The organism is Paenibacillus sp. FSL K6-2862, assembly GCF_038005125.1.
Lineage (GTDB): Bacteria > Bacillota > Bacilli > Paenibacillales > Paenibacillaceae > Paenibacillus > Paenibacillus illinoisensis_A.
This window is the reverse complement of the sequence record NZ_JBBOSN010000001.1, coordinates 2555166-2576443: the sequence shown is the minus strand read 5'-3', so window position 1 is coordinate 2576443 and position 21278 is coordinate 2555166. Positions and strand designations below refer to the sequence as shown.

The 21278-nt window shown below is 45.9% G+C and carries 25 protein-coding genes; 2 read left to right on the top strand and 23 right to left on the bottom strand.

What is annotated here, in order from left to right:
- Positions 1-116: 116 nt before the first annotated feature.
- Both MHB82_RS12010 and MHB82_RS12005 read right to left on the bottom strand, forming a co-directional pair.
- Positions 117-1157 (bottom strand): LacI family DNA-binding transcriptional regulator, encoded by a 1041-nt coding sequence (locus MHB82_RS12010; RefSeq protein ID WP_341176626.1) that lies wholly within the window; start codon positions 1155-1157, stop codon positions 117-119.
- 181 nt (positions 1158-1338) lie between these two features.
- A complete protein-coding gene (locus tag MHB82_RS12005; RefSeq protein ID WP_341174742.1) occupies positions 1339-2286 on the bottom strand; it encodes a DMT family transporter in 948 nt (315 codons plus the stop codon).
- Between the two features lie 163 nt (positions 2287-2449).
- Between MHB82_RS12005 and MHB82_RS12000 the strand changes: the two genes are divergently transcribed.
- Entirely contained in the window at positions 2450-3325 is an 876-nt protein-coding gene (locus MHB82_RS12000; protein WP_095358505.1) for a LysR family transcriptional regulator, read from the top strand.
- An 81-nt stretch (positions 3326-3406) separates the two neighbouring features.
- On the opposite strand, the gene MHB82_RS11995 is transcribed toward MHB82_RS12000, so the two are convergent.
- The 7 genes from MHB82_RS11995 to MHB82_RS11965 all read right to left on the bottom strand — a co-directional run bounded on the left by MHB82_RS11995 (position 3407) and on the right by MHB82_RS11965 (position 8472).
- Complete coding sequence (locus tag MHB82_RS11995; protein ID WP_341174741.1) at positions 3407-3610, bottom strand: hypothetical protein; 204 nt, start codon at positions 3608-3610, stop codon at positions 3407-3409.
- Positions 3611-3652: 42 nt separating this feature from the next.
- Positions 3653-4135 (bottom strand): tetratricopeptide repeat protein, encoded by a 483-nt coding sequence (locus MHB82_RS11990; RefSeq protein WP_095358507.1) that lies wholly within the window; start codon positions 4133-4135, stop codon positions 3653-3655.
- 139 nt (positions 4136-4274) lie between these two features.
- Positions 4275-5132, bottom strand: a complete 858-nt coding sequence (cyoE, locus tag MHB82_RS11985) for a heme o synthase (RefSeq protein WP_095358508.1) — start codon at positions 5130-5132, stop codon at positions 4275-4277.
- A 151-nt stretch (positions 5133-5283) separates the two neighbouring features.
- On the bottom strand, positions 5284-5850 hold the full coding sequence (locus MHB82_RS11980; RefSeq protein ID WP_110822529.1) for a hypothetical protein: 567 nt from the start codon (positions 5848-5850) through the stop codon (positions 5284-5286).
- 198 nt (positions 5851-6048) lie between these two features.
- Positions 6049-6393: a DUF3243 domain-containing protein gene (locus MHB82_RS11975; RefSeq protein WP_095287616.1), complete on the bottom strand. Its 345-nt coding sequence runs from the start codon at positions 6391-6393 to the stop codon at positions 6049-6051.
- Between the two features lie 91 nt (positions 6394-6484).
- Positions 6485-7030: an MFS transporter gene (locus MHB82_RS11970; protein ID WP_341174740.1), complete on the bottom strand. Its 546-nt coding sequence runs from the start codon at positions 7028-7030 to the stop codon at positions 6485-6487.
- Entirely contained in the window at positions 7027-8472 is a 1446-nt protein-coding gene (locus tag MHB82_RS11965; protein ID WP_341174739.1) for an FAD-binding oxidoreductase, read from the bottom strand. Before MHB82_RS11965 ends, MHB82_RS11970 begins: the two co-directional genes overlap by 4 nt.
- A gap of 125 nt (positions 8473-8597) precedes the next feature.
- On the opposite strand from MHB82_RS11965, the gene MHB82_RS11960 reads away from it, so the two are divergent.
- Positions 8598-8789, top strand: a complete 192-nt coding sequence (locus MHB82_RS11960; protein WP_095358511.1) for a hypothetical protein — start codon at positions 8598-8600, stop codon at positions 8787-8789.
- A gap of 106 nt (positions 8790-8895) precedes the next feature.
- On the opposite strand, the gene MHB82_RS11955 is transcribed toward MHB82_RS11960, so the two are convergent.
- The 14 genes from MHB82_RS11955 to MHB82_RS11890 form a co-directional block, all read right to left on the bottom strand.
- On the bottom strand, positions 8896-9825 hold the full coding sequence (locus MHB82_RS11955; RefSeq protein ID WP_095358512.1) for an NAD(P)/FAD-dependent oxidoreductase: 930 nt from the start codon (positions 9823-9825) through the stop codon (positions 8896-8898).
- A gap of 188 nt (positions 9826-10013) precedes the next feature.
- A complete protein-coding gene (locus MHB82_RS11950) occupies positions 10014-11645 on the bottom strand; it encodes an S-layer homology domain-containing protein (RefSeq protein WP_341174738.1) in 1632 nt (543 codons plus the stop codon).
- Between the two features lie 104 nt (positions 11646-11749).
- Complete coding sequence (locus tag MHB82_RS11945) at positions 11750-12352, bottom strand: nitroreductase family protein (RefSeq protein ID WP_095287620.1); 603 nt, start codon at positions 12350-12352, stop codon at positions 11750-11752.
- A gap of 124 nt (positions 12353-12476) precedes the next feature.
- Positions 12477-12725 (bottom strand): hypothetical protein, encoded by a 249-nt coding sequence (locus MHB82_RS11940; protein ID WP_341174737.1) that lies wholly within the window; start codon positions 12723-12725, stop codon positions 12477-12479.
- Positions 12726-12842: 117 nt separating this feature from the next.
- Positions 12843-13598 (bottom strand): acyl-[acyl-carrier-protein] thioesterase, encoded by a 756-nt coding sequence (locus MHB82_RS11935; RefSeq protein WP_341174736.1) that lies wholly within the window; start codon positions 13596-13598, stop codon positions 12843-12845.
- Positions 13599-13665: 67 nt separating this feature from the next.
- Entirely contained in the window at positions 13666-14523 is an 858-nt protein-coding gene (locus tag MHB82_RS11930) for an AraC family transcriptional regulator (protein ID WP_341174735.1), read from the bottom strand.
- 103 nt (positions 14524-14626) lie between these two features.
- Positions 14627-15175, bottom strand: a complete 549-nt coding sequence (locus MHB82_RS11925) for a glutathione peroxidase (RefSeq protein WP_341174734.1) — start codon at positions 15173-15175, stop codon at positions 14627-14629.
- Positions 15176-15300: 125 nt separating this feature from the next.
- Complete coding sequence (locus MHB82_RS11920) at positions 15301-15936, bottom strand: hypothetical protein (protein ID WP_341174733.1); 636 nt, start codon at positions 15934-15936, stop codon at positions 15301-15303.
- Between the two features lie 108 nt (positions 15937-16044).
- Positions 16045-16698, bottom strand: coding sequence for a GntR family transcriptional regulator (locus MHB82_RS11915; RefSeq protein WP_341174732.1), 654 nt, complete (start codon positions 16696-16698; stop codon positions 16045-16047).
- Between the two features lie 158 nt (positions 16699-16856).
- Positions 16857-17861 (bottom strand): tyrosine-protein phosphatase, encoded by a 1005-nt coding sequence (locus tag MHB82_RS11910; protein WP_341174731.1) that lies wholly within the window; start codon positions 17859-17861, stop codon positions 16857-16859.
- 47 nt (positions 17862-17908) lie between these two features.
- Complete coding sequence (phnE, locus tag MHB82_RS11905) at positions 17909-18748, bottom strand: phosphonate ABC transporter, permease protein PhnE (protein ID WP_341174730.1); 840 nt, start codon at positions 18746-18748, stop codon at positions 17909-17911.
- Complete coding sequence (gene phnE / locus MHB82_RS11900) at positions 18745-19536, bottom strand: phosphonate ABC transporter, permease protein PhnE (RefSeq protein ID WP_095287629.1); 792 nt, start codon at positions 19534-19536, stop codon at positions 18745-18747. The genes phnE (MHB82_RS11905) and phnE (MHB82_RS11900) overlap by 4 nt, the downstream gene beginning before the upstream one ends.
- Position 19537: 1 nt before the next feature.
- A complete protein-coding gene (gene phnC, locus MHB82_RS11895; protein WP_341174729.1) occupies positions 19538-20305 on the bottom strand; it encodes a phosphonate ABC transporter ATP-binding protein in 768 nt (255 codons plus the stop codon).
- 31 nt (positions 20306-20336) lie between these two features.
- A complete protein-coding gene (locus MHB82_RS11890; RefSeq protein WP_246058076.1) occupies positions 20337-21257 on the bottom strand; it encodes a phosphate/phosphite/phosphonate ABC transporter substrate-binding protein in 921 nt (306 codons plus the stop codon).
- Between the last annotated feature and the right edge of the window lie 21 nt (positions 21258-21278).

Sequence of the window (21278 nt, the reverse complement as noted above, 5' to 3'; positions counted from 1 at the left end):
AATTAACATGATAACACACTTAACGTCAATCCGTTTTTCTCAAATAACAAAATAGGAAAACAAAAAAAGACATGAGCCGTTCATCGCTCATGTCTTCTTCTCTATCCAAAAAGCATTTATTCACCTTGATCTTGCTCACGAATGGCGTTGTACTCATCCCGGACAACCAAATCAGAATAGATCAACTTGCGCTCATACGGCTCATGGGGGTGATCCGTACGCCATAATAATTGATCCACAGCCCTAATGCCGAGGTTTTCCTTGTTGATATGAACCGTGGCCAGAATAGGCTCATCTACACTCGTATTATCAAACCCCGTTACCGCACAGCGCTCAGGCACTGCAATGCCTCGACTCTGTAAGGCACGCAGGACAATTACTGCCGTATGATCATTGGTACAGACGATGACTTCTGGAATATCTTCTAACGGCATTTCGGTTATTGCCTTCTGAATGAGCTTGAGATCCGGTCCCAGCAAGTCAGCATACTGCTTTGTTGATAGCTGCATTTCTTCAAGCACCGTTCGGTATCCTAACCAACGCTCTCTGAAGCTTGCTGCATCAGGAAGCTGGCCGGCAAACTGGAATCGTCTGTACCCCTTGCTTACGAGCATCAGCACCAGTTCTTTCATACATTTGATATTATCCGTAAATACGGTATCCCCGTGAATGGCCGGGTCTTCATGATCCACCATCACGAGCGGTATTTGAAGTCTATAAATCTCAAGCAGTATAGGGGTGGAGATGGATCCCACGGTTATAATGCCGCTAATTGCTTCAGGATTAAGTACCGAGAACATCCGGTCCGAAGATGGTTCGGTTAATGTTAATATATCCATCCCCTGTTCGTTAAGGCGGGCAGAAATACCGTCAAATACAGGCCCCCAGTACAGTGAGGATCGATTTTGGGAACGAATATTGGGAAACAAAATGAGAATCGTGCCTGACTGTACTGGCTTGCTGCTGCGTACAGGCTGTGGCTCAACAGGATATCGCTTGGTTTCTGTTTTGAAATACCCCAGTTGACCTGCCGTTCTCACAATCATTTCCCTGGTTTGTTCACTCACCCCTGGTTTTCCCGTCAAAGCACGCGACACTGCGAATTTTGACACCCCCGCAGCATCGGCAATTTGCTGCATGGTCACCTTTTTGCCCATATTACTCACTCACCCGTTCTCCCTTAATTTACATTTAGTGTAGCATAAAAAACATAATCCAACAAAACAAGTTATAATTTTGTTTGTTTTGTTAGCCAACATAGATTGTAATTTATACCAAAAAAGAGTTCGTCCACTCTTCTAGAAAGAGATGTTCGAACTCTTTTGTCTTATGCCGATTTTATATTCCGGAAGCTCCCTGCTCCCCAAGTTCTGCAGGTATCGTCCCCCGCTTCCTGCGCCAAAATCTGACGTCCATTGTTTTGATTTCTGTTATTAATACACCCAGGAGCATCAATGCGGCTCCCGTATATCCTTGCGGCGTTAATGTCTCTCCCTGGAAACTAAAAGCAAAGGCTGCCGCAAATAGCGGTTCAAGAGAGAAAATGAGACTGGTCCGGGTAGGCGATGCATGACGCTGAGCCAGTGTCTGGAGGATATATCCAATACCACTGCACAGTACCCCTAGTCCGACAATAGCCACCCAGGATTCCAGGCTATCCGGCAACCGTGGACTCTCGAACAGGAAAGTGGCCCCGATTCCCCAGAGTGCTGCAACCCCCAACTGAATGGTACCAAGCGTTAAGGGATCATGTTTCGGAATATACCTTCCAGCAATCATAATATAAATTGCATACGTTAGAGCAGCCAAAATACACAGGATATCACCGGTATGCAGGCTAAGCTCATGCTGGAGTGTTAGCAGACCAAGTCCGGCAACAGCCACAATAATGCTAATCATCAGCCTTGTATTCGGCATGCGTCTATGTAAGATGGTGCTTAGGATCGGTACAAAGATTACGGCCAAACTAATCAAAAATCCTGCCTGCGAAGTCGTTGTCCGCTGTACTCCATAAGTAATTAGCAAAAAAGCTGCAAATAATGCAGTACCCATGATGGTACCTGCCCTAAGTGTTTTCAGATCCATTCGGAACAGTCTCCGGTGGAAAATGAGCGCTGCGGCAATAAAAGCGATACTGAAGCGGAATGCGACCAGATTGAGTTCTTGCATGGACTCCAGACCTGACTTCATGAATAAATAGGAGGAACCCCAAATAACCGTTGCGAGCAGCATCTGCAGATCTGCTCTTCTTGAAACATTGACTTGTTTTCCAATGACTCTGCCCACTCTGCTTCAACCTTCATTCTATGTATTGTTCTATGCTGAGTCCGTACCAATTAACTCGCCTTGGCAAGTATAAACGATCTCTTTCCATTATAAAAATGAATATTTATAATAGTATTTATGAAATGAATTCATGCATTATTTACCGGAAGGAACGGATTGAATTATGTCATTGGTCAAATATGAAATTCTGAATGCCGTCGTAGAATACGGAAGTCTTACCAAAGCTGCGGATGCCCTGAATATTACTCAGTCTGCTATCAGTCATGCCATTGCCAGTCTGGAGTCGGATTGTGGATTTACATTGTTGAATCGAGGCCGAACAGGTGTGAAGGTTACCGCTGAAGGGGAACGGATTCTTGGTTACACGCGTGAAATATTGCGTTGGAATGAGCTCATGAACCAGGAGATATCCCTGATTCGCGGAGCTGAGGTCGGTACAGTGCGCATTGGAACATTTGCCAGCGTCTCGACCCAATGGCTGCCTGGAATACTGAAGCAATTCCGCTTGCGGCATCCGGGTATAGAGATCAAACTGTGGGAGGGTGACTATGCTGAAATCGAAGCCTGGCTGGCTGGTGGGGCTATTGATCTCGGCTTTTTATCCCTTGGCGAATCAATGTCTTATGAGAACATCCCATTGCAAAAAGACAGGATGATGTGCATCCTGCCTCTAGGTCATCCACTTGCAGATGAAACTTCTGTATCGTTTGAATTGCTCCTGGAGCAGCCTTTTATCCTGCCCCGCTGGGGTGGTGACAATGAGATTGAACGTTTGATTCGACAGCACGCCGCCAAGCTGAATGTGGTTTATGAAGTTGCTGAAGATCAGGCCATCATGGCCATGGTTCGAAACGGACTCGGAATCAGTCTCCTGCCAGAGATGGTATTACAAGGTCATACGAATGAACTGGCACTTGTACCACTCAGCGGCGACCCTTATCGTACCATTGGGCTAGCCTGCCCATCTCTTGCCAATCTGTCTCCAGCCACCCGCCGTTTTATTGAAGCTGTACAAGAATGGCTGGCGCATACCCCTTAGTCTGAAGGTAGGATTCAAGATAAGCTCCAGAGTACAAGCTACATTTCTTCATTAAGTGGGGAGCGAACCTCCCCCTTTATCTTAGTTCACGTTACTTACAAATTGTATAACACCGATGCATATCATGAGTATAAAGAGGATCGCCAACACAACAGCAAAGCCAATCAAAAATCGTGTAGCGGGTGAAAGCCGGTTTCCCTGAAGATGATATGCCAAATGATCCAGCTTCTGCTCAAGCCGATCCATTCTTTCGTTCATCTGTTCCAGTTCTTCATTGGAGCTCATGATATCATCCCCTCTTAGTACTACTAAATAAAAAAATCAGTATTACTCCCAGATGCGATCTAATTGATCCGAATAAAAGCGGATTGCCTTATGATAATCTTGTATGCCTTGATCCGAAGATGTATCCGCTAGCTGAACCAGCAGTCGTTTCATGGCTTCCGCATGCTCCCCGGTATTGTAGAGTACCATGGCATAGAAGACTTCAAATTCTCGCTGTTCCGGATATTCTTCCATTCCCGTTTCCAACCACTTCTTAGCCTGCTCATACTGACCCAGGGTCCGATATGTACTGCCGAGACCCAGAATGGCTCCTGCTCTGTCTTCCCCCTTTAATCCCTGGCTTAGCGCTGTTTCATAATATGGTACGGCTTCGCGTTCCAATCCAAGTGAATCATGTGCCCAGGCCAATTGATACCATACGTTTGCATTGCCCGGTTCCTTCTCCGCCATGGTATGTAATAACTCGATCGCTTCCTGCGTCTTGCCTTCCTGTCTTAACCGTATTGCCTGCTCTAGTTGACTCATATCTCTACACCCTTTTTCCCTAAAATTATCCACTTCAATATGACTCATCTGTTAATTATAACAAAAAAACACCTCTGGTCCTTAATGAAGACAATCAGCTTGTCCACACATTGTTCCATAAGGCGTTCGTTTTGATGGGTTACCTCCAGGTCGTATTCACAACCATCAAGATAAAAATAAGCATTAAATAGTTAACCGAAATCAAAAAGTTGATTTTGGCCCATTTCTCGTCATCCTGCGTCTTCAACCCGCTAAGGGTATGGATGAACCAGACCACACTGCTTAGCAGCGACACGATCAGAAAAATAAGTCCAACGTAATTGTAGTAGTACAACAAAAATACAGCAGGGAGCAGCAGGAACACATAAGGCACCATTTGAAACTTGGTCCGTGTAATCCCCTTCACAACAGGCAAAAGCGGAAACCCCGCTGCACGATATTCCTCAACCCGCCGGATCCCGAGCGACCAGAAGTGTGGCGGCTGCCATAGAAATAACAGTGCAAACAGCAACCATGCTCCCATATCAATCTGATTGGTCACCGCACAATAACCAATTACCGGTGGCATCGCCCCGGCTATGCCGCCAAGAGAAGTACTCCAGGTAGAGCTGCGCTTCAGCCACATCGTATAGATCACGATATATGCAAACCATCCAAGAAGCGAAAGCCAGCCTGACAGCGGATTCACCCAAACGTATAACACGGCGAAACCGGCAACACCCAGAATAATACCGTACCATAACACAAAGGCGGGACGAAGATGGTTGATATACTCGATGCGTTTTTTGGTCCGCTCCATCTTCTGATCAAGTTCTCGATCCCAGTAATTGTTGATGACACATGCCGAGGCGATAACCAGAGTTGATCCAATAATAACAAGCAGCAGGGATAACCACGAGATATCCCATTTTGAAGCGACCCAGAATCCTACCGCAACCGCAAATACATTAAGCCGCAGAAGTCTGGGCTTCGTTAATGCAATCATGTCTTTAAGCATGAGAAGCCTCCTGAACTATGTAAAAACACCATTCCAATAATGATACATGTACCTACAATGAATTACAATCTTCTTTAACATTTTGTCATAATCAAAAAAGCATCCCTCACCGTTCTGACGAACAGGAGGAATGCTAACTAAGCTCATAATGTTATGGGATATATTGCTGAACGATCTTTGTAACCTTACCATCCTGCACAGTAAGGTGATAAGGGAATACGGACAGATCCACGATGTTTTTGTTGTCGTACAAGGATTCAAATTTGCTGAGAGCAATCGATTCATTCCACTGAATGTCTGTTCCTTTAACCGTTCCATCGCGATCATACAGCTGCATCAGCACTTCGGCATTGCTGCTGACTTCAATCTTGTCCTGCTCCTTGCTGTCGTTGATAATATAGTATCCATCCGGAGCTCCATCTATACCCGAATCAGGGTTGCGCTGCTCGAAGACTTTATCCGCTTCTTCTCCCTGATACCATCCGATTCTATCCACGATCAAATAAAGTTTGCCATTCTCCTGCTGAAGCTCATCCACATAGGCTGTATACATCTCGGAATTGGCTGCCTGAGCTTCTTTTGCGGAAGCCTGTGAGGAATCGGCACTTTCCTCGGCATTTGCCGGTGTAAGCAAATATGTAGTAAGCACGATGATACCAAGCAACAGTGCAGCAGTACCAAGTATTTTTAATTTCCATTGTTTCGCCGCGTTCTTCATAGGCAGCATCTCTCCTTATATGAACGTTATTCATTCCTTAACCGGAAGGGTTTGGCTTCAAACGGTCATGTGAAAATTCGTTTAATTTTTTACTAAAATCATCATACTTGTTTACAATCATTTAAAAGTATCAGCGAGATGAAAAATAGTTACAATAAAAAGAACCTTGAATGCCTCGCATCCAAGGTTCTCTTGCTTTTAATGAGTGTGCTGTGCAAGACGGACCAGCATATGAGCCAGCATATGTCGTTCCTCTTCCTTACCCACATTCCATAGCTCCTGCAGCAATTTCTCTTCACGGTTACGCGGCTCTTCTTTGGCTGCCAGATAATCGGCTACCTTCTCGGCAATTTTCGCCATCTGCTCTTCACCCAGGCCAATGGATTCTCCCATAGCAATCCGTTTACCCAAATACTCTTTAAATGCATCGAAGTTTTGCAGAATCTGTTCTCTTTCCTCAGGTGCAATTTTATCGATTGCATTCTCAACCTTCTCCGTTGCCACTTGACCATCTTTATGAATTACATGATTACTCTCATTCATTTTATATTCCTCCTTGAGCGTAATGATTTGGCTTGTCATCTATAATATAAACGTCTCGCTGGAGTTTAATCAGGCTATTTCTATACTTCATTTAACAACGGTTTGTTGCATCATTTGACCGCCATATGGATATACTTCCCCAAACATACAACAAGGCACTTAGATAAAACAAAACATCAATCGTAAGCCAATCGATCAGCAGTCCGCCGATAATTACGGCAAATCCTGATGCAGCTGATGTCCAGAAATGATAATTGCCAACCGGCTTGCCCCGTTTACCTGGCTCCGTATAGTCTGCAAGCAGCACCCGTTCACTCATTCGCTGCATGGCATTGCAGAGCCCCATGATTACCTGCAGCAGCAATACCCATATGTAGCTTGTAATCCACGGAAAAGCAATCATTGCTCCAGCCATGCCCAGCGAACTCATCATAAGCCACCGTTTTGCATACGTGTCCAGCCGAGGGGCCAGCCACTGTGATGCAGCCGCTGAACTGATTGTAAAAACAGCAAAGGCAAGTCCATATTTGGAGAAGCTGTTCCCGAGATTTTTAAGAAACAACAAATAATAAGGATAAATCATACCCGAAGCAAGGGTAACCATGCTCTGTGAACGGACCAACCACTTCATATTCATTTACCGTTCCCTCCGTATTGCTCCATAAAATAGTTCATAAATACATGCTCTGGATCGTACTGTTCCTTCGCTGCAAAGAAAACGTCCTTGTGAGCGTAGGCCTGATCAAATTGATCTGCTGTGGCATATGCCTCATAAGGCAAATAATAGGTCCCTTTGAAGCGAATCACAGAATCTATGATCTTCTGCAAACTAGCCTTAAACTTACTCTGTTCTTCTTCTGACAGCGAGGCATGAAAAAGGCATACCAGACCAAACATGTCCTGTGTCGCATAGGATAGAACGGCTTCATCGTCTTGCGGGACATAACGAACGGTTATGTTCAGCAGATCCAGTTTCTCATGGGAAACGATCTGCCCCATCTCCTTAACGAAAGTAGGAAAAGCATCCATAGGGATAAAATACTCCTGCAGCAAGTCGTTAGTGCCGGGCTGATGATATTCCATAAACGCCGATGGAGAAGCCATCGCATTATTCCGGCTGATCCTTTTTCCGTTCTGTGAATCGAAATAGCGCTGCTGCAGTTCCCAAAACCACTCTCTGCCCCAAACCGTTCCGCGATTAAGGTTGAATAGAATCTTGGCAGGCAGCACGCCAGGTTCGCGTACAGACATTTTATTATAATCCTGAAGCGAGGCCCCCGTATCTATCGCATAATTAAGAGCATACATATCGCTAAAATACCCTTCACCCGGCTGAAGTGAGATGCGGGCCAGATGCATCCGCATGTCCGGATCGCCTAGTACATTTTTACGGAAATACGTTGGGTACGCTGAGGCCTGAATTCGGTCTACGCTAAGTTGATATAATTCATCGTCCGTTAGCGTCAGCGTCACATCCAGAATCAGGCCAAAGAGTCCATATCCGCCTAAAACCAACGGAAATAATTCCGAATTGGATGAACGGCTCACTTCCCGAATCTGCCCATCTGCAGTCAGGAGACGAAAGGACTCCACGCTCTGAATCAGAGATCCGTTGCGAAGCTCCCTCCCGTGGGCATTCACACTAATCGAACCTCCGACCGTAAAGATATTTTGAGACTGCATATTTTTGAGCGAAAGGCCATACGGATTGATTGCTCGCTGCACGTCCGCCCATGTCGCTCCGGCCTGAACGGTTATCCTTTTGGCTTCCGGCTGAATGTCCAGTATACGGTTATAAGAAGTCATATCAATAATGATGCCGTCTCGGTAATAGGTATGTCCGCCCTGACTATGACGTTGTCCTGCTATGGACACAGTCAGATGATTCTCCCTTGCATCCTTTAGCAGCTCTACAAGCTGCTGTTCCTGATGACCCTGCACGACTCGTTCCACTTTTACCGGGTGTAGGCGACTGTAGTCTGTAATGAGATATGGATTCTGATCTTCTCCACCCGTTCTCCAATACGTCCAAAAACATAAAACAAGGAGCAGCAGGAGTACACTCATTTTTTTGAACACATAACTACCTCCTTCAACCCAAAACGTTTCAAACCCATTCCAGCGGTTAATCGTTTACATATACATTACAACGTTTGGAGATGTTAAGGAACACCCTAGACCTGATTGATAAGGAGGATATACGTATGAGTGAAATTAAAAAAGAAAAGAAAAACAAAGATCTTGAGCCAGGTGTCAATACTGTCCTTCATCCTGATCCCAACAATCCTGGCCCGACAGACATGATTGAGGATGCGATTGGAGATATCGTGGACAATATTTCTGGACATCCCAAAGACAAGTCGGCAGCAACCCACCAAAATAAATCAAACGAATAGATTCTCCACATATTTGCAGCTCAATCAAAAAGTCCTTCAACCTAAACAGGCTGAAGGACTTTTCGTATGTCTATGAAAGGAAAACCTGGTCGCACCGTGCTTTTGTCTACAACTGCTTCACTTTATTTTCCTTTTTGATCTTCTGTAACTCTTTGTGAATCCAGATGGCCGCTATGGAGCCTTCGCCCATCGCTACCGTAGCTTGCTCCGCATGAAGTCCCAAATCCCCTGCAATCCAAACATTCGGGGCAGCCTGCAAACTGCGATGATCCGCTTCAACATGCTTATTATCAGCGATAACCGCTCCAAGCTGCTCTGCAAGCTCGAAGTGCACCCGGTTGCCACCAAAAGCAATAAATCCGCGTTCTGATTCATAGATATGCCCATCTTCGGTCAGTACACCTGTAATATATCCGTCCTCTGTCTGTTGTACTTCCTGAACCGCAGCTTCAAGATAACGTACGCCCGCCTCCTTCATGCTTCGGTGAAGCTCAGCAGAGATTGGTTTCTGTTCATGGTTGATATACAAAAGATCATTGGTACGCTCGATCAGAATCATGGCCATATTGGCACCAGCTTCTCCTGATCCCAGCAATATGGTGCGACGATCCTGAATTTCATATCCATCACAGTCCGGGCATACGTAAACTGATCTGCCCAGTGTTGGCCTGAGTCCCGGAATCGCGGGGAAACGGTCACTAAGCCCGGTTGCCAGCAGCACAGTCCTTGCTGAATATAAGGTGCCAGAGGAACCCGTTAATTGAATCTGTTCTCCCACTCGTTCTGCTTTAACAATACGATCCTTTTCAAATGTAACTCCAGTCTTCTCGGCTTGCATTCTGCCTTTGGATCTTAATTCTTCACCTGATACACCCTCTGGAAATCCCAAAATATTATGATAGGTTCGGCACAGGGTTGACCTGCCTTCTCCAGCATCCACCACCAGCACCTGATGCGAACTGTAACGTCCCAGCTGAATGGCAGCTTGAAGTCCTGCGAGTCCGCCACCTACAATGATGCAATCATATTCTCGCAACCTTCATCTCCTCCAGTCCATCCTTTTGTCTTGGTATATGTAGATCGCTTCCGATCCTTCTATACATTAAACCGCTCAATCAGACTCAAACGTCCTAGCTCTAGCTTGTACAAAAAATAAATAACCCAAACCGTCCGCATGGTTCACGGTCCGATTTGGGTCTCTTATTCCTTACATTAGATTTAAAATTAAAATAAATATGATTCAAAACGGGAAGCGTTGGAGATGGCATCCCAGACATCTGCGGTTTCCCCGCCCATATACCAATAAGCCAGCCCCGCTATCTTCCGGTCTGTACTCATTCTAACTTTGGCAGTTAAGGAGCGGCTCTCCTCTGCCCAGATGTATCTTGCCAAGCCGTTACTCGAATAACCAATAACATATTGCTCCAGACTTGCATTCCACTGTCTCACAGAGCCCGCAGCATGTGCCCGTGTCCCCTGCTCCGCAAGGGTAATATCCCATGAACCTGTTGCCGGGCTAGCCGATGACCAGTCTCTGGTGTAGAGCGGAAGCGCCAAAATAACTTTGGCACGCACAACGTCCGTAAGCATGGTATCCAGGGCATTTTCAACCCAAGGAAGTGAGGCAACCGACCCGGCAATAGGGTCTCCATTCCAATGTTCCTCATATCCCATAAGAACCATATAATCGGAGACCGCACCAAGCTTGGCATAATCGAATGCGTCGGTCCAGTCCGTACCCAGATCAGGAGACACATCCACCGACACAACAGCACCAATCGGTTGCAGCGAAGCAGCAAGTGACGTCACAAAAGCAGTCATGCCTGCCCGATCTTCTGGCAACACGTTTTCAAAATCCACATTAATACCATCCAATTGGTATTTCTTCACATAAGCAGTAACCTGAGTGACGACCGACGTCCTATTGGCTGAACTGGATAACATCTGGTGGGTCATCGCAGCATCGGAACGGTTGCCAAGCAAAGGCCAAACTTCCCGATTGGTTGACGATGCCCATGTGAGCAGCGCAGAGTCTGTATGGTCTGTAATCTGCATGCTGCTGTTCAAAAAGAACCACCGGGGAACCAGTGTATTTACCTCGGATTGTTCAACCTGCTTCTTGAATTCTGCTGTAGTGGAGTTATACTGCCAGCCCAGTTGTATTCCCAAGGAATCAGCATTCCCAAGCTGCTGCGACCATTCTTTCTTTTGTAAAATGGCATCCAGCATCACGGCAGCTTCCTCGCGAGTCACCTGATCCTGCGGTCGGAATAAACCATCACTACCACGCATCAGGCCGAGCTGATATACCTTCTGTACATAAGGCTTCGCCCATACTGAAATATTAGAAGCATCAACGTAAGTCGTAGACAAGAGTCCTGTAGAACCGGACGTCTGTTTCAGCATTCTCACGAGCAGAGCAGCCGCCTCTTCTCTCGTTATGGATGCGTTAGGTTGAAATGCTCCCTGCCCTTTTCCCTCCAAAATGGAAAGATTGGTCATTGCAGAGACATTGCCATAATACCATGCCGTGGTACGGGTATCATTGTAGGGACTAATATTATTTTCAACAGGTTTCAAACCGAGCAATCGAACTGCAAAAGTCGCAAATTCAGCTCGTGTCACAGCCTTCTTAGGTTCGAACCTGGTTTCTGACGTTCCGGCAGCAATACCCTCGTTCACCAAATGATTTATCGCATCTTTCGCATAACTGGTGCTAATATCCTGGAACTGCTGTTTTGCCGCTGCTGCTCCCACCGAGATGGGGAAGACTGGTACCAGTCCAAGTATACATAGAGCAACGAACAAGACTGCTGCCACTCTTCGACCAGCATGTTTCTTTATTCTATTGTTCACATCAAAAAGCCTCGCTTCATTGGAGTACGATCTTACATCATCGTATCAAATTGAAGCGAGGCCGTATGTGTTTAAATGTTGGAAATCTGCTTAAAGCTTAATACTTATTTGTGTACTTTAACACGCTCTTCAATCGGTTGGAATTCTTTCTCGCCTGGAGTTGCTGTTGGCTTACCAAATGGCATTTGAGCGATCAGTCTCCAGTGTTCTGGAATATTCCATTCTTGTTTCACTTTCTCATCAATCAGTGGGTTGTAGTGCTGCAGGGAAGCTCCAAGACCTTCCTGCTCGAGTGCTGTCCAGATCACGAGCTGCAGCATGCCGTTGGATTGATTAGCCCAGATCGGGAAATTATCCGCATAGGCTGCAAAGTTCTGTTGAAGTTGTGCAATGACATTGTTGTCTTCGAAGAACAATACTGTACCGTATCCGCTGCGGAATCCGGCCATTTTCTCGGCTGTGGATTTGAAGGCTTCTGCATCCCCAACCACTTCACGCAAGATTTCTTCAGTGTGGTTCCACAGTTTATCATGTTGTTCACCAAGCAAAACCACTGCACGGGAAGTTTGTGAGTTAAAAGAAGTTGGCGTATACTTTACGGCTTCCTCAACGATTTCTTGAATTTTCGCATCCGAGATCGTGGATTCCTTGCTGATTCCGTAATAGGATCTTCTGTTTTTCAAAGCGTCAAAGAAAGATTTAGACATAACGATTCGCCTCCACATTGGTTTAATATCAAGATTTTTTAAACTAACATTAGTAACTATAATATAGTAACATACATTAGTCAACAAACTATTTTAATCTCACTAAATATGCAAATATGCAAAATCAATCTTTGTCCTTCTCCCGATAATCCGCACGGTATTTCTCTTCAGTCGAAGAGTTGCTCTTGGTCTGATCCTTATTTTTCTCTTCTTGCTGTTCCATATTCAGATCCTCCAAGGGGATGGGGTCCACGGTCTGCTCTTCTTCATACTGGTCAAGCAAACTTTCCTTCTCCGTCGGGAATTGTTCGGGATTATCGTGCCCGTGTTCCTTATTCGATTCTTTATTTTGACCGGGAATTTGATTTTTCATTCTTAAACGCCTCCTCTGGTTTCATTACCCTTTCTTTACCTTTTCTGCCTGTCTTCTAAACACAGCAAAAAGACCACCCCCAAGATTTGGGTGGCCTTTAATCTCAATATTAAATAGTTAAGCAACGACCTCTTCAAGGCTTAACTTTGCTTCAAAAATGGTATTCTGCGCATCTGCTCCTGATCGTCCGCGAATCCAGATTACCCCATCCATCGCTTCCGTCCGTTCCACGACCAGTTCTTCCTGCATTCGAATTTCCCTGTGATATGATATCTGCATGTGTGTCAGACGAGCCGCAAGTTCTTCAGCAGTAAGTGCGTCACAGCACACATCGGCATATCTCGCATTATTCATATGACCGTTGCTGTCCGTGCTGCTGTATCGAACAATCAGGCGATAGTCTTCCTGTGGCTCCAATCCTGTAGGAAGAATCACTTTCTCCGGGGGTTCACCCAGCGATAATTCGGGATGTGACTTCACTTCAAAAGGCAGCGCTGCTGGTCTGAGGAGCTTTCGTTTCTCCAGATCGACAAGCGCCCAGGAAGTCCGTGCCTCCGCGATATGATTCCCCTCTGTATCGGTAAGAACATAATCCCTCAGCCACATGACTCCTTTGTTGCCTCTATGCCAGGTCTGGAGACTGACTTCGTCCTCCAATCGAGCTTGGCGGAATATGGTCAAATCCGTCGTGATTAACATCCAGCCCAGCCCTTGATCCAGCATTTCCGATACGGTAATACCCATCCGTGCCAGATCGCGGTCTGCTGCAAGCTGCATATGTTCCAGCAATGCGGATGGCCGGTATAATGACTTATAGTCTGATTCGGATGATCCGATTCGGTACTGAAATGCATAAGGTAATTCCGTTGTCATTCGTTAAAACCTCCTTCGGTTCGCACTAATTGTGCCTGTTGATTAAGGTAATATCTTGCCGTATCCATCACTGGGTCTTATGTAGGCGAGTACGATATAGGTCAGGTGCACAGCCCACGTTTTGTTTGAATATGCGGCTGAAATGTGACAAACGCTTAAACCCTGACAACCTACTTGCCTCCGTAACCGAAATATCAGGTTGAAACTGAAATAACAGTTTGGCCTGGTTGATACGGCGGTCATACAAATATTTAAATATGGTGCTGCCTGTCATTTCCTTGAACAACCCCGCCAGGTAAGGCTTGGATAAATGAAGCTCGCTCGCCAGATCATCCAGACCGATATCCTGCATATAATGCGTATCTACATAACCCATGATGTGCTGGACATGTCGCTCCTTATCCGATGAAGGACGATGATCCACCACGATGCCATGGCAAATGCCAGCCACAAAATATAAAAGATCGCACAAACGTACTGTCATTCGTTCCTGTCTGAACTCGCCTGAATTGTTCGATAGCTGATCCAGGTTCAGCAGCAGGGATTCAAATTCCGTACGGATGTCACCCGTCAGATTAATTCGGCAGTTTCGCAGCTCATCAAAAGGCATAAGTACCTCGCTGATTCGATCGGGATGAAGGCTGCTGCGAATAAGTGATGGATCAAAGTGCAGTGTTGTGCGTTCATATAAGCCGCCAGGTACCGGATGAGCCCGATGAAGCGTCATCCCATGCATTAGAATCAGGTCTCCTGGTTCCAGGCTGTACACACGGTCGCCTATAATATAGGTACACTCTCCGGCATGAAAATAATAGACCTCATAGTGCGGATGAGAATGAAATCCGTCTGACGCCCCGCTGAAAAAAGTGCGCGTTGAACGGTAACTGTATTCCAGCGGTGCATTAAACTGATGCATACGTGTCATTTTGAGCGCCCCCTATGGGAGAGGTTTTCTTATCTAGCATAGAAGCCATGAACGTACCGCTGTTCACGGTTCAACTCATAGCCTCTTCAAAATATCTCTATAATTACAACAGCTGCTCAATGCTAGCCTGAACTTCATCCATGGAATCCACAGGTTCGAAGCGTTTGATTACTTGCCCTTCGGCATTGATCAGAAACTTCGTGAAGTTCCACTTGATTGCATCTCCGTGCAGCCATTCAGGTGCCTTATCCGCGACCATTAACTTCAGCAATTTGGCTTGCACATCGGACTCGTCAAACCCTGCGAACGGTCCTGATTTTTTCAGGAAGTCATACAGGGGATGTGCCGTATCGCCATTCACGTCCATTTTGGAGAACATGGGGAATTTCACACCATAATTAATCTGGCAGAATGAAGCCGCTTCTTCACTGCTTCCGGGCTCCTGTTCAGCAAATTGATTGCATGGAAAACCGATAACCTGAAAGCCTTGATCCTTATACTTATCGTACAGCTTCTGGATATCATCGAACTGATGCGTATATTTGCATTTACTTGCCGTATTCACAATCAGCACGGGCTTTCCTTCATATTGATAGAGCGGGAATCGTTCTCCGCTAGTTTTGGTAACTGTAAAATCGTAGATTGTTGCCATAAATTGGTGCACCTCGTTGTTATGTAGTATGTAGAATGATACGTGTCCTCTATTATATACGAAATGGTCTCTGCTGTATTAAAAATGTATGGACATCATCATTTCAGTGCATCAAATCGGGCAGACTACCTCAATGGATAGATCAGTTGAATCGGTTCTTTGATTAGCGCCTCTTGGAACAGGTAATTATGATCCGCTCCTACAATACACAGAATTCGCTTATCCGGATTCGAATCACATGTATTTTTCACCCGTTGAATCATGATTTGATTACGCACGACCCAGCGAATGTTATGAGCCGTTGGATTGATCTGATTTAACCATTCATATTTCAGACGGGTCATCTCATCAAACTCCACCGAATTGAAGGGTATGTTTCCTACTGCATGTGTACTCATTTGTTTGAAAAACCATTCATCGTCTTTTTTCTCCAGCTCTTTACGTTCCACTTCAGAGTACCCGCCAAATGGATCGAAATTATTCCACACATCTAATTCAAACCAGTCTATGGGTACAAATTCAATGTGTTTCTCCTCACATAATGGAAAAATGAGCTCCCAATATTCGCTTGCCGGCTCTCCCCAATATCCCTTATTGTTGTGGTCCTTCATGTATTTTTGCCAGCTTAACGGATGTACTTCTCCGCAAATGATATCCGGCTCAAATTCAGTTATAATAGATTCGTATAGGGCGAGTGAACAATTATATTTTTCTCTCAATTCCGGATTATGAATGGTTCCGAGTATACCTGCAACAGTCATTTTCCTCACCTTCCTCTATCAAAATAAGCTGCCCGTTGAGGCAGCGTTTTTTAGTTCTAAAGCATTTGTCATGTGAAAATAACTCAATACATTTTCATAGAAAAAAAGTTAAAACTGACCTGTAGCAAGCATACGCTCTCTGGTAATAGGAATGAGAGATAACACAACCTCTTGAGCTGCGTTATAATCATTGTTGGATAAGGCGTGCAGCGTGTCTCGATTAATCCCGATCGCACTGTAGTGTTTGATATGTGGAGTTCGCTTGAAGCGGACGATGGAATACATGTAGAGTTTATCCCGAAAGGAATCAAATGTGTTCAGCATGACGCCATTATTCAAGGATTCAACGATCTCCCGCATGAAAAGAAAATGATGCTCGGTGTATAAAGCATAATCATTCCTTTTCTCGGCGGTTCGCTGAACCTCCACATGAGCTGCAAGCGAATCCAGATTTAAATAGATCTCTCGGTTCGGGTTTTTCATCATTTCAAAAGAATAAAAAAGCATGGATTGTATCTGTTCGATTAGATCAAGAAATTCCTTCCCGCCGACATCCTTAACCAAGACACCGCGATTTTTAAGAGCAGTTACATAACCTTCTGATTCAAGACGAGCAATGGCATGACGAATCGGTGTACGGCTCATTTGGTACTCCTCCGCCAATTCGTTCTCCGATAGCAGGGTTTCGGGCATTAATTCTCCGCAGACCATTCGCTCACGAAGCATCATATATGCTGTATCGACAAGCGATAATTTGTTCATATCATAATCCCTTTCTCCCATTGATGAGGACTTCATTTGAATTTTAACGCAATCTACACATTTCACCCTATATTACCAGTCTTAGAAGAAGTTACGCAACCAGACGGAGGCAAGAAGGAGTCCGAGCACTGTATTCCAGTGTCTGGACTCCATTTTTTTTAAACCAGGTATTTGTTTTGAAGAGCTATCCTTTGCTCTGAGGTAATGCCTAGTCCCTCTGAAAGATACTGCTCGAAAGACCCGTAGTTCTCATCGATTGCTTCGAGTGCAGCCTGGATGAAGGCCGCTTTCATCATTTCCGGAATCGCTCCCTGTAGTTCAGGCATTTGATCCATATATTTCTGATAGTCCTTGTTGTTTCCGGATAGGAAACGCTGCATGAGTCCGTCCACCGCCAGATTCGTTAGCTCGTAATCTTCAATAACGACTTCTCGCGGCACACCCAGGGTGAGAAGAATCAAGGCACATACAACCCCGGTCCGGTCTTTACCAGCGGCACAATGGAATAAGGAAGTACCCCGCTCTTCTTTTAATAGTTCATTTAGGATAAGTGTACATTTCTCCGTATTTAAAATCATGGCTTTGTAGCCTGCATGCAGATCATGTCCGATCTTCTGCATTTCCTCAGGACTTGCTTCCGCCATAAAGGGAATATTCGTGTTGATCGCATGGCCAATGGCCGGGCTTGGACGGCTGGCTACTTCAAAATCGCTGCGCAGATCACAAATCCAATCAATGCCTAGCGCAGCTGCCGTTTGCAGGTCCTGCTCACTAAGCTCATGCAGATCAGCAGATCGCAGCAGCATACCCCAACGGGTCGTACGACCATCCTCTGTTAGGTAACCGCCCATATCCCGGAAATTAATTACGCCATCGGTGTAGATCATGCGATCGTTAATGGTTGACACCGACCCATTCGTAAACTTCACATGATAATAATTACGGCCGGGAGACACCGTTCTCGTAAATACCGCTCCTGTAGGGTCAATCTGTATATCCAGCAGCGTGCTGCTAGATTCAATAAATTCCGGACTCACAGAATGGTAAACTGCCTCCACCTCCATGGACTCTGCCATATTCCAGGCTAATGCTATCCCGTTTTTCTCGCTATACTTAGCTTGAACCTGAGGGCCTTGTTTTAAAAGTGAATTAGATGTTGACATTGTGCTTCCTCCTCATAATGATACACATTATTATGAATTTAAATGAATTAGTTCTGACGTGTTTTTAGCTTCATTTTGTATCGGTTTGCCACAAACTCCACGCTGAATACCATGGCGAAAACGACCAATCCTACAAATAAAGCCGCTGCAAAGTTATAGGATTTCATGGCATGAGTCATCTCATATCCAATACCTCCTGCGCCAACCGCACCAAGAATTGTGGATTCGGCAATGCCTCCTTCCAGCTGCAGCACGCACCAGGCGATAAAGGCTGTCTTCACCGTAGGCAAAATACCCTGCATGACAATCTGCAGCCAGCTAGCACCCGTAGACTGCATCGCTTCGAGTACGCCCTTGTCGATTTCCTCCAGTGACTGGGCAAATACTTTGACAAGCATACCTGCCGCTGAGACAGCAATCGCAAGCACTCCGGGAAGCGGTCCAAGACCCACTGACACGATAAAAATGAGAGCCCACACGATGGTGGGAATCGCACGAAGCAATGAAGCAGCACTTCGAATGATCCAGGCAACGAACGGATGAGGCGTCAAATTGCTTGCAGCCAAAAAGGAGAGAAAGAACGCTACGACAATCCCCAGCACCGATCCAAGAATGGCAACTTGCAATGATTCTACAGCCGCGAGCAGGACATGGCGCCAGGCCGAGAAATCAGGTGGAAACATGGTTCCCATATAACCGCCGAGTTTCGTAAAGCCTTGGGCAATCTTGGCATAGTCGAACTGCAGCTGGACGAGACTGAATACAAAAAGCAAAGCAATAAGCGGCAGACCGATCACTAACAGCTTGTTCTTCTTCGGCTTGGGTGGCTCTGGAATGGAAGTATACAGCGTAAAAGATGGCTTCACTTCGTTCATTTGCATACTCATATGATTCGCTCCCTTACGCGATTGGTGATCGTTTCCACAACAAGAACGATAACGAGCACAAGCAGCACGGCCATGCTGGCTTCCTGATACTGAAACAACTTCAGCTTGGATTGCAGGATAAAGCCGAGGCCACCGCCTCCAACCATACCTACAATCGTGGATGCGCGTACGTTGATTTCGAAGTTGTACAAGCTCCAGCCGATAAACCCGGGAAGGAACTGTGGAAATACGGCTTGGGACAATACTTGAAAATAACTTCCGCCGGCAGCACGAACCGCTTCTACCTGCCCCATGTCAATCTCTTCAAGCACCTCGGCAAAGGAACGCGTCAGCATACCGATCGAAATCAGGATCAGCGACATCGTACCGACTACAGCACCTAGTCCAAACGCTGCAACAAGCAGTATCGTCCAGATAATTACGGGAATGTTACGAAACAGCGATGTAGCTGCACGAACAAATACCTGAAGGTAAGGATGTGGGCTTGTCGTAGCCGCGGCTAAAAAGGATAACATTCCTGCTACAACCGACCCGATGACCATCGCTACCACGCTCATATACAGGGTCTGCAGAGCAGGTTCAATGAGCTGGGAAAGCGAAGAAAGATCAGGTGGAAGAAAATCGAAAAAGATAAATCGGAAGCTCTCTCCTATCCCTGCGAATAAAGCTCCTAATGAAAACTCTGCGCCGATGGAAGACCAGATGATGAGAGCCAGCAGCACAATAACAAACAATATCGTCTGCGTGCGTTTCATTTTTCGGGCAGATTGCAACTGAGCCGCATTCATGTCAGGCTGTCTCCTTCACTTTGGGATTGGTCTGGTTGTAAATGAGCCGGATCATATCCTCCGTCAGTTCATCAGGTGTTCCGTCAAACACCTTGGATCCTTTGTGAATACCGATGATGCGGGTTGCATATTTCTTCGCAATATCCACCTGATGGAGATTGCACAGACAGGCAATACCTTCCTCCTTGCAGATCGTATACAAGTAATGCATGATCGTCTCCGAGGAAGCAGGGTCGAGACTCGCTATCGGTTCATCCGCCAGTATCAAATCCGGCTTCTGCGAAAGTGCACGTGCAATGCCGACTCTCTGCTGCTGTCCTCCACTGAGCTCATCTGCTCTTTTATACATCTGTTCATGCAAACCAACACGGTGAAGCATGACCTTGGCTGCCTCTGTATCTCCTTTGGAATATAGACCCAGTGCGCCTTTGAGCGGATTCATGTAGCCTAATCGTCCATGCAGCACGTTATTAAGAACAGATACGCGAGTGACCAAGTTATATCCCTGAAAAATCATACCCATATGGCGTCGAAGTTCACGGAGCTTTTTCCCCTTGATGCCCATGGTTTCACTGCCTTTAAACTGAATCTTTCCGTTTGTCGGCTCGATCATTCGGTTCAGGCTTCGCAGCAAGGTGCTCTTCCCGGCGCCGCTCGGTCCAATGACGACAACGAACTCTCCGGCATTAATCGTCAGGTTCAAGTTATCAAGCGCTTTGGTTCCGTCGGAATATACCTTGGACAACCCTTCTACCTGTAAAAGTGTCATATTATTTCCTCCTTATCTTTCAAGTTTAATTCTATTTCTTCAGCAGTTCCTCTGGGGACATATCAAGTGCTTTGGCGACTTCCCGGATTGGATCAAAATCACTGTCACTGCCTTCTACAAAACGGGCTGCGCCTACGCTTTCGAGGAATTTAGGGTTTTTCGTATCATAGTCCAGCATGAGCTCACGCAGCTGTGTAACCAATTCTTCTGGCAAGTCTTGACGGTAAAGCAGTGGAGCCCCACCGACGATCGGATCCGATTCGGCAATCACGCGGAAATCTTCCTCTTTAATAAGTCCTGATTCAGCCATCATCGGCACCATGAGACTTGACGTACCAATCGCATCCGCATTGCCGTTTGCCAGTGCAAGCAGTGATTTGTCATGTCCACCGGAGAACGCTACACTACCGAAAAAGGAATCCAGCTCCTTATTGGAAAGACCCAGCTCTTTCATCAATGTGGCACGTGGGTACAAATTGCCGGAGGTTGATGCCGGATCAGCAAACAAAAAATCTTTTCCTTTAAGGTCCTGTACACTTTGATATGGAGAGTCATTACGAACGAGGATGACCGTATTCGATTGTTGATCACTTTCAGAACGGACAAGCAGCTTGGCATTGGCTCGTTCCGTAGCGATGATGTAACCAAACGGCCCGATCAGTCCAATTTCGATTTTGCCTGCACGCAGGGCTTCGATAACCATGTTATAATCTTCAGCTACAAAAATTTCAGCAGGGATACCAGTTGCTTCTGTAATATCTGTTGCTAGCTGTTCCTGGGAACGGTTCATCTCGCCCTCTTCACTTGGCATAATACCGATTCGGATGACTTCGGGCATTCCACCTTCACTGGAGCTTGAGCTAGCCGAGGCCCCGCATCCCGACAGGATGACAAGCATAAATACAAGCGAGAGGATCAAGCTTTGATAACTTTTGCGTTTACTATTTTTCACAATGTATACCCTCCTGAAATG

Coding starts and splice junctions, on each gene's coding strand:
- MHB82_RS12010 (WP_341176626.1), bottom strand. CDS start 1,157: ATGGGCAAAAAGGTGACCATGCAGCAAATTGCCGATGCTGCGGGGGTG.
- MHB82_RS12000 (WP_095358505.1), top strand. CDS start 2,450: ATGTCATTGGTCAAATATGAAATTCTGAATGCCGTCGTAGAATACGGA.
- MHB82_RS11995 (WP_341174741.1), bottom strand. CDS start 3,610: ATGAGCTCCAATGAAGAACTGGAACAGATGAACGAAAGAATGGATCGG.
- MHB82_RS11990 (WP_095358507.1), bottom strand. CDS start 4,135: ATGAGTCAACTAGAGCAGGCAATACGGTTAAGACAGGAAGGCAAGACG.
- cyoE (WP_095358508.1), bottom strand. CDS start 5,132: ATGCTTAAAGACATGATTGCATTAACGAAGCCCAGACTTCTGCGGCTT.
- MHB82_RS11980 (WP_110822529.1), bottom strand. CDS start 5,850: ATGAAGAACGCGGCGAAACAATGGAAATTAAAAATACTTGGTACTGCT.
- MHB82_RS11975 (WP_095287616.1), bottom strand. CDS start 6,393: ATGAATGAGAGTAATCATGTAATTCATAAAGATGGTCAAGTGGCAACG.
- MHB82_RS11970 (WP_341174740.1), bottom strand. CDS start 7,030: ATGAATATGAAGTGGTTGGTCCGTTCACAGAGCATGGTTACCCTTGCT.
- MHB82_RS11960 (WP_095358511.1), top strand. CDS start 8,598: ATGAGTGAAATTAAAAAAGAAAAGAAAAACAAAGATCTTGAGCCAGGT.
- MHB82_RS11945 (WP_095287620.1), bottom strand. CDS start 12,352: ATGTCTAAATCTTTCTTTGACGCTTTGAAAAACAGAAGATCCTATTAC.
- MHB82_RS11940 (WP_341174737.1), bottom strand. CDS start 12,725: ATGAAAAATCAAATTCCCGGTCAAAATAAAGAATCGAATAAGGAACAC.
- MHB82_RS11935 (WP_341174736.1), bottom strand. CDS start 13,598: ATGACAACGGAATTACCTTATGCATTTCAGTACCGAATCGGATCATCC.
- MHB82_RS11930 (WP_341174735.1), bottom strand. CDS start 14,523: ATGACACGTATGCATCAGTTTAATGCACCGCTGGAATACAGTTACCGT.
- MHB82_RS11925 (WP_341174734.1), bottom strand. CDS start 15,175: ATGGCAACAATCTACGATTTTACAGTTACCAAAACTAGCGGAGAACGA.
- MHB82_RS11920 (WP_341174733.1), bottom strand. CDS start 15,936: ATGACTGTTGCAGGTATACTCGGAACCATTCATAATCCGGAATTGAGA.
- MHB82_RS11915 (WP_341174732.1), bottom strand. CDS start 16,698: ATGAACAAATTATCGCTTGTCGATACAGCATATATGATGCTTCGTGAG.
- MHB82_RS11910 (WP_341174731.1), bottom strand. CDS start 17,861: ATGTCAACATCTAATTCACTTTTAAAACAAGGCCCTCAGGTTCAAGCT.
- phnE (WP_341174730.1), bottom strand. CDS start 18,748: ATGAGTATGCAAATGAACGAAGTGAAGCCATCTTTTACGCTGTATACT.
- phnE (WP_095287629.1), bottom strand. CDS start 19,536: ATGAATGCGGCTCAGTTGCAATCTGCCCGAAAAATGAAACGCACGCAG.
- phnC (WP_341174729.1), bottom strand. CDS start 20,305: ATGACACTTTTACAGGTAGAAGGGTTGTCCAAGGTATATTCCGACGGA.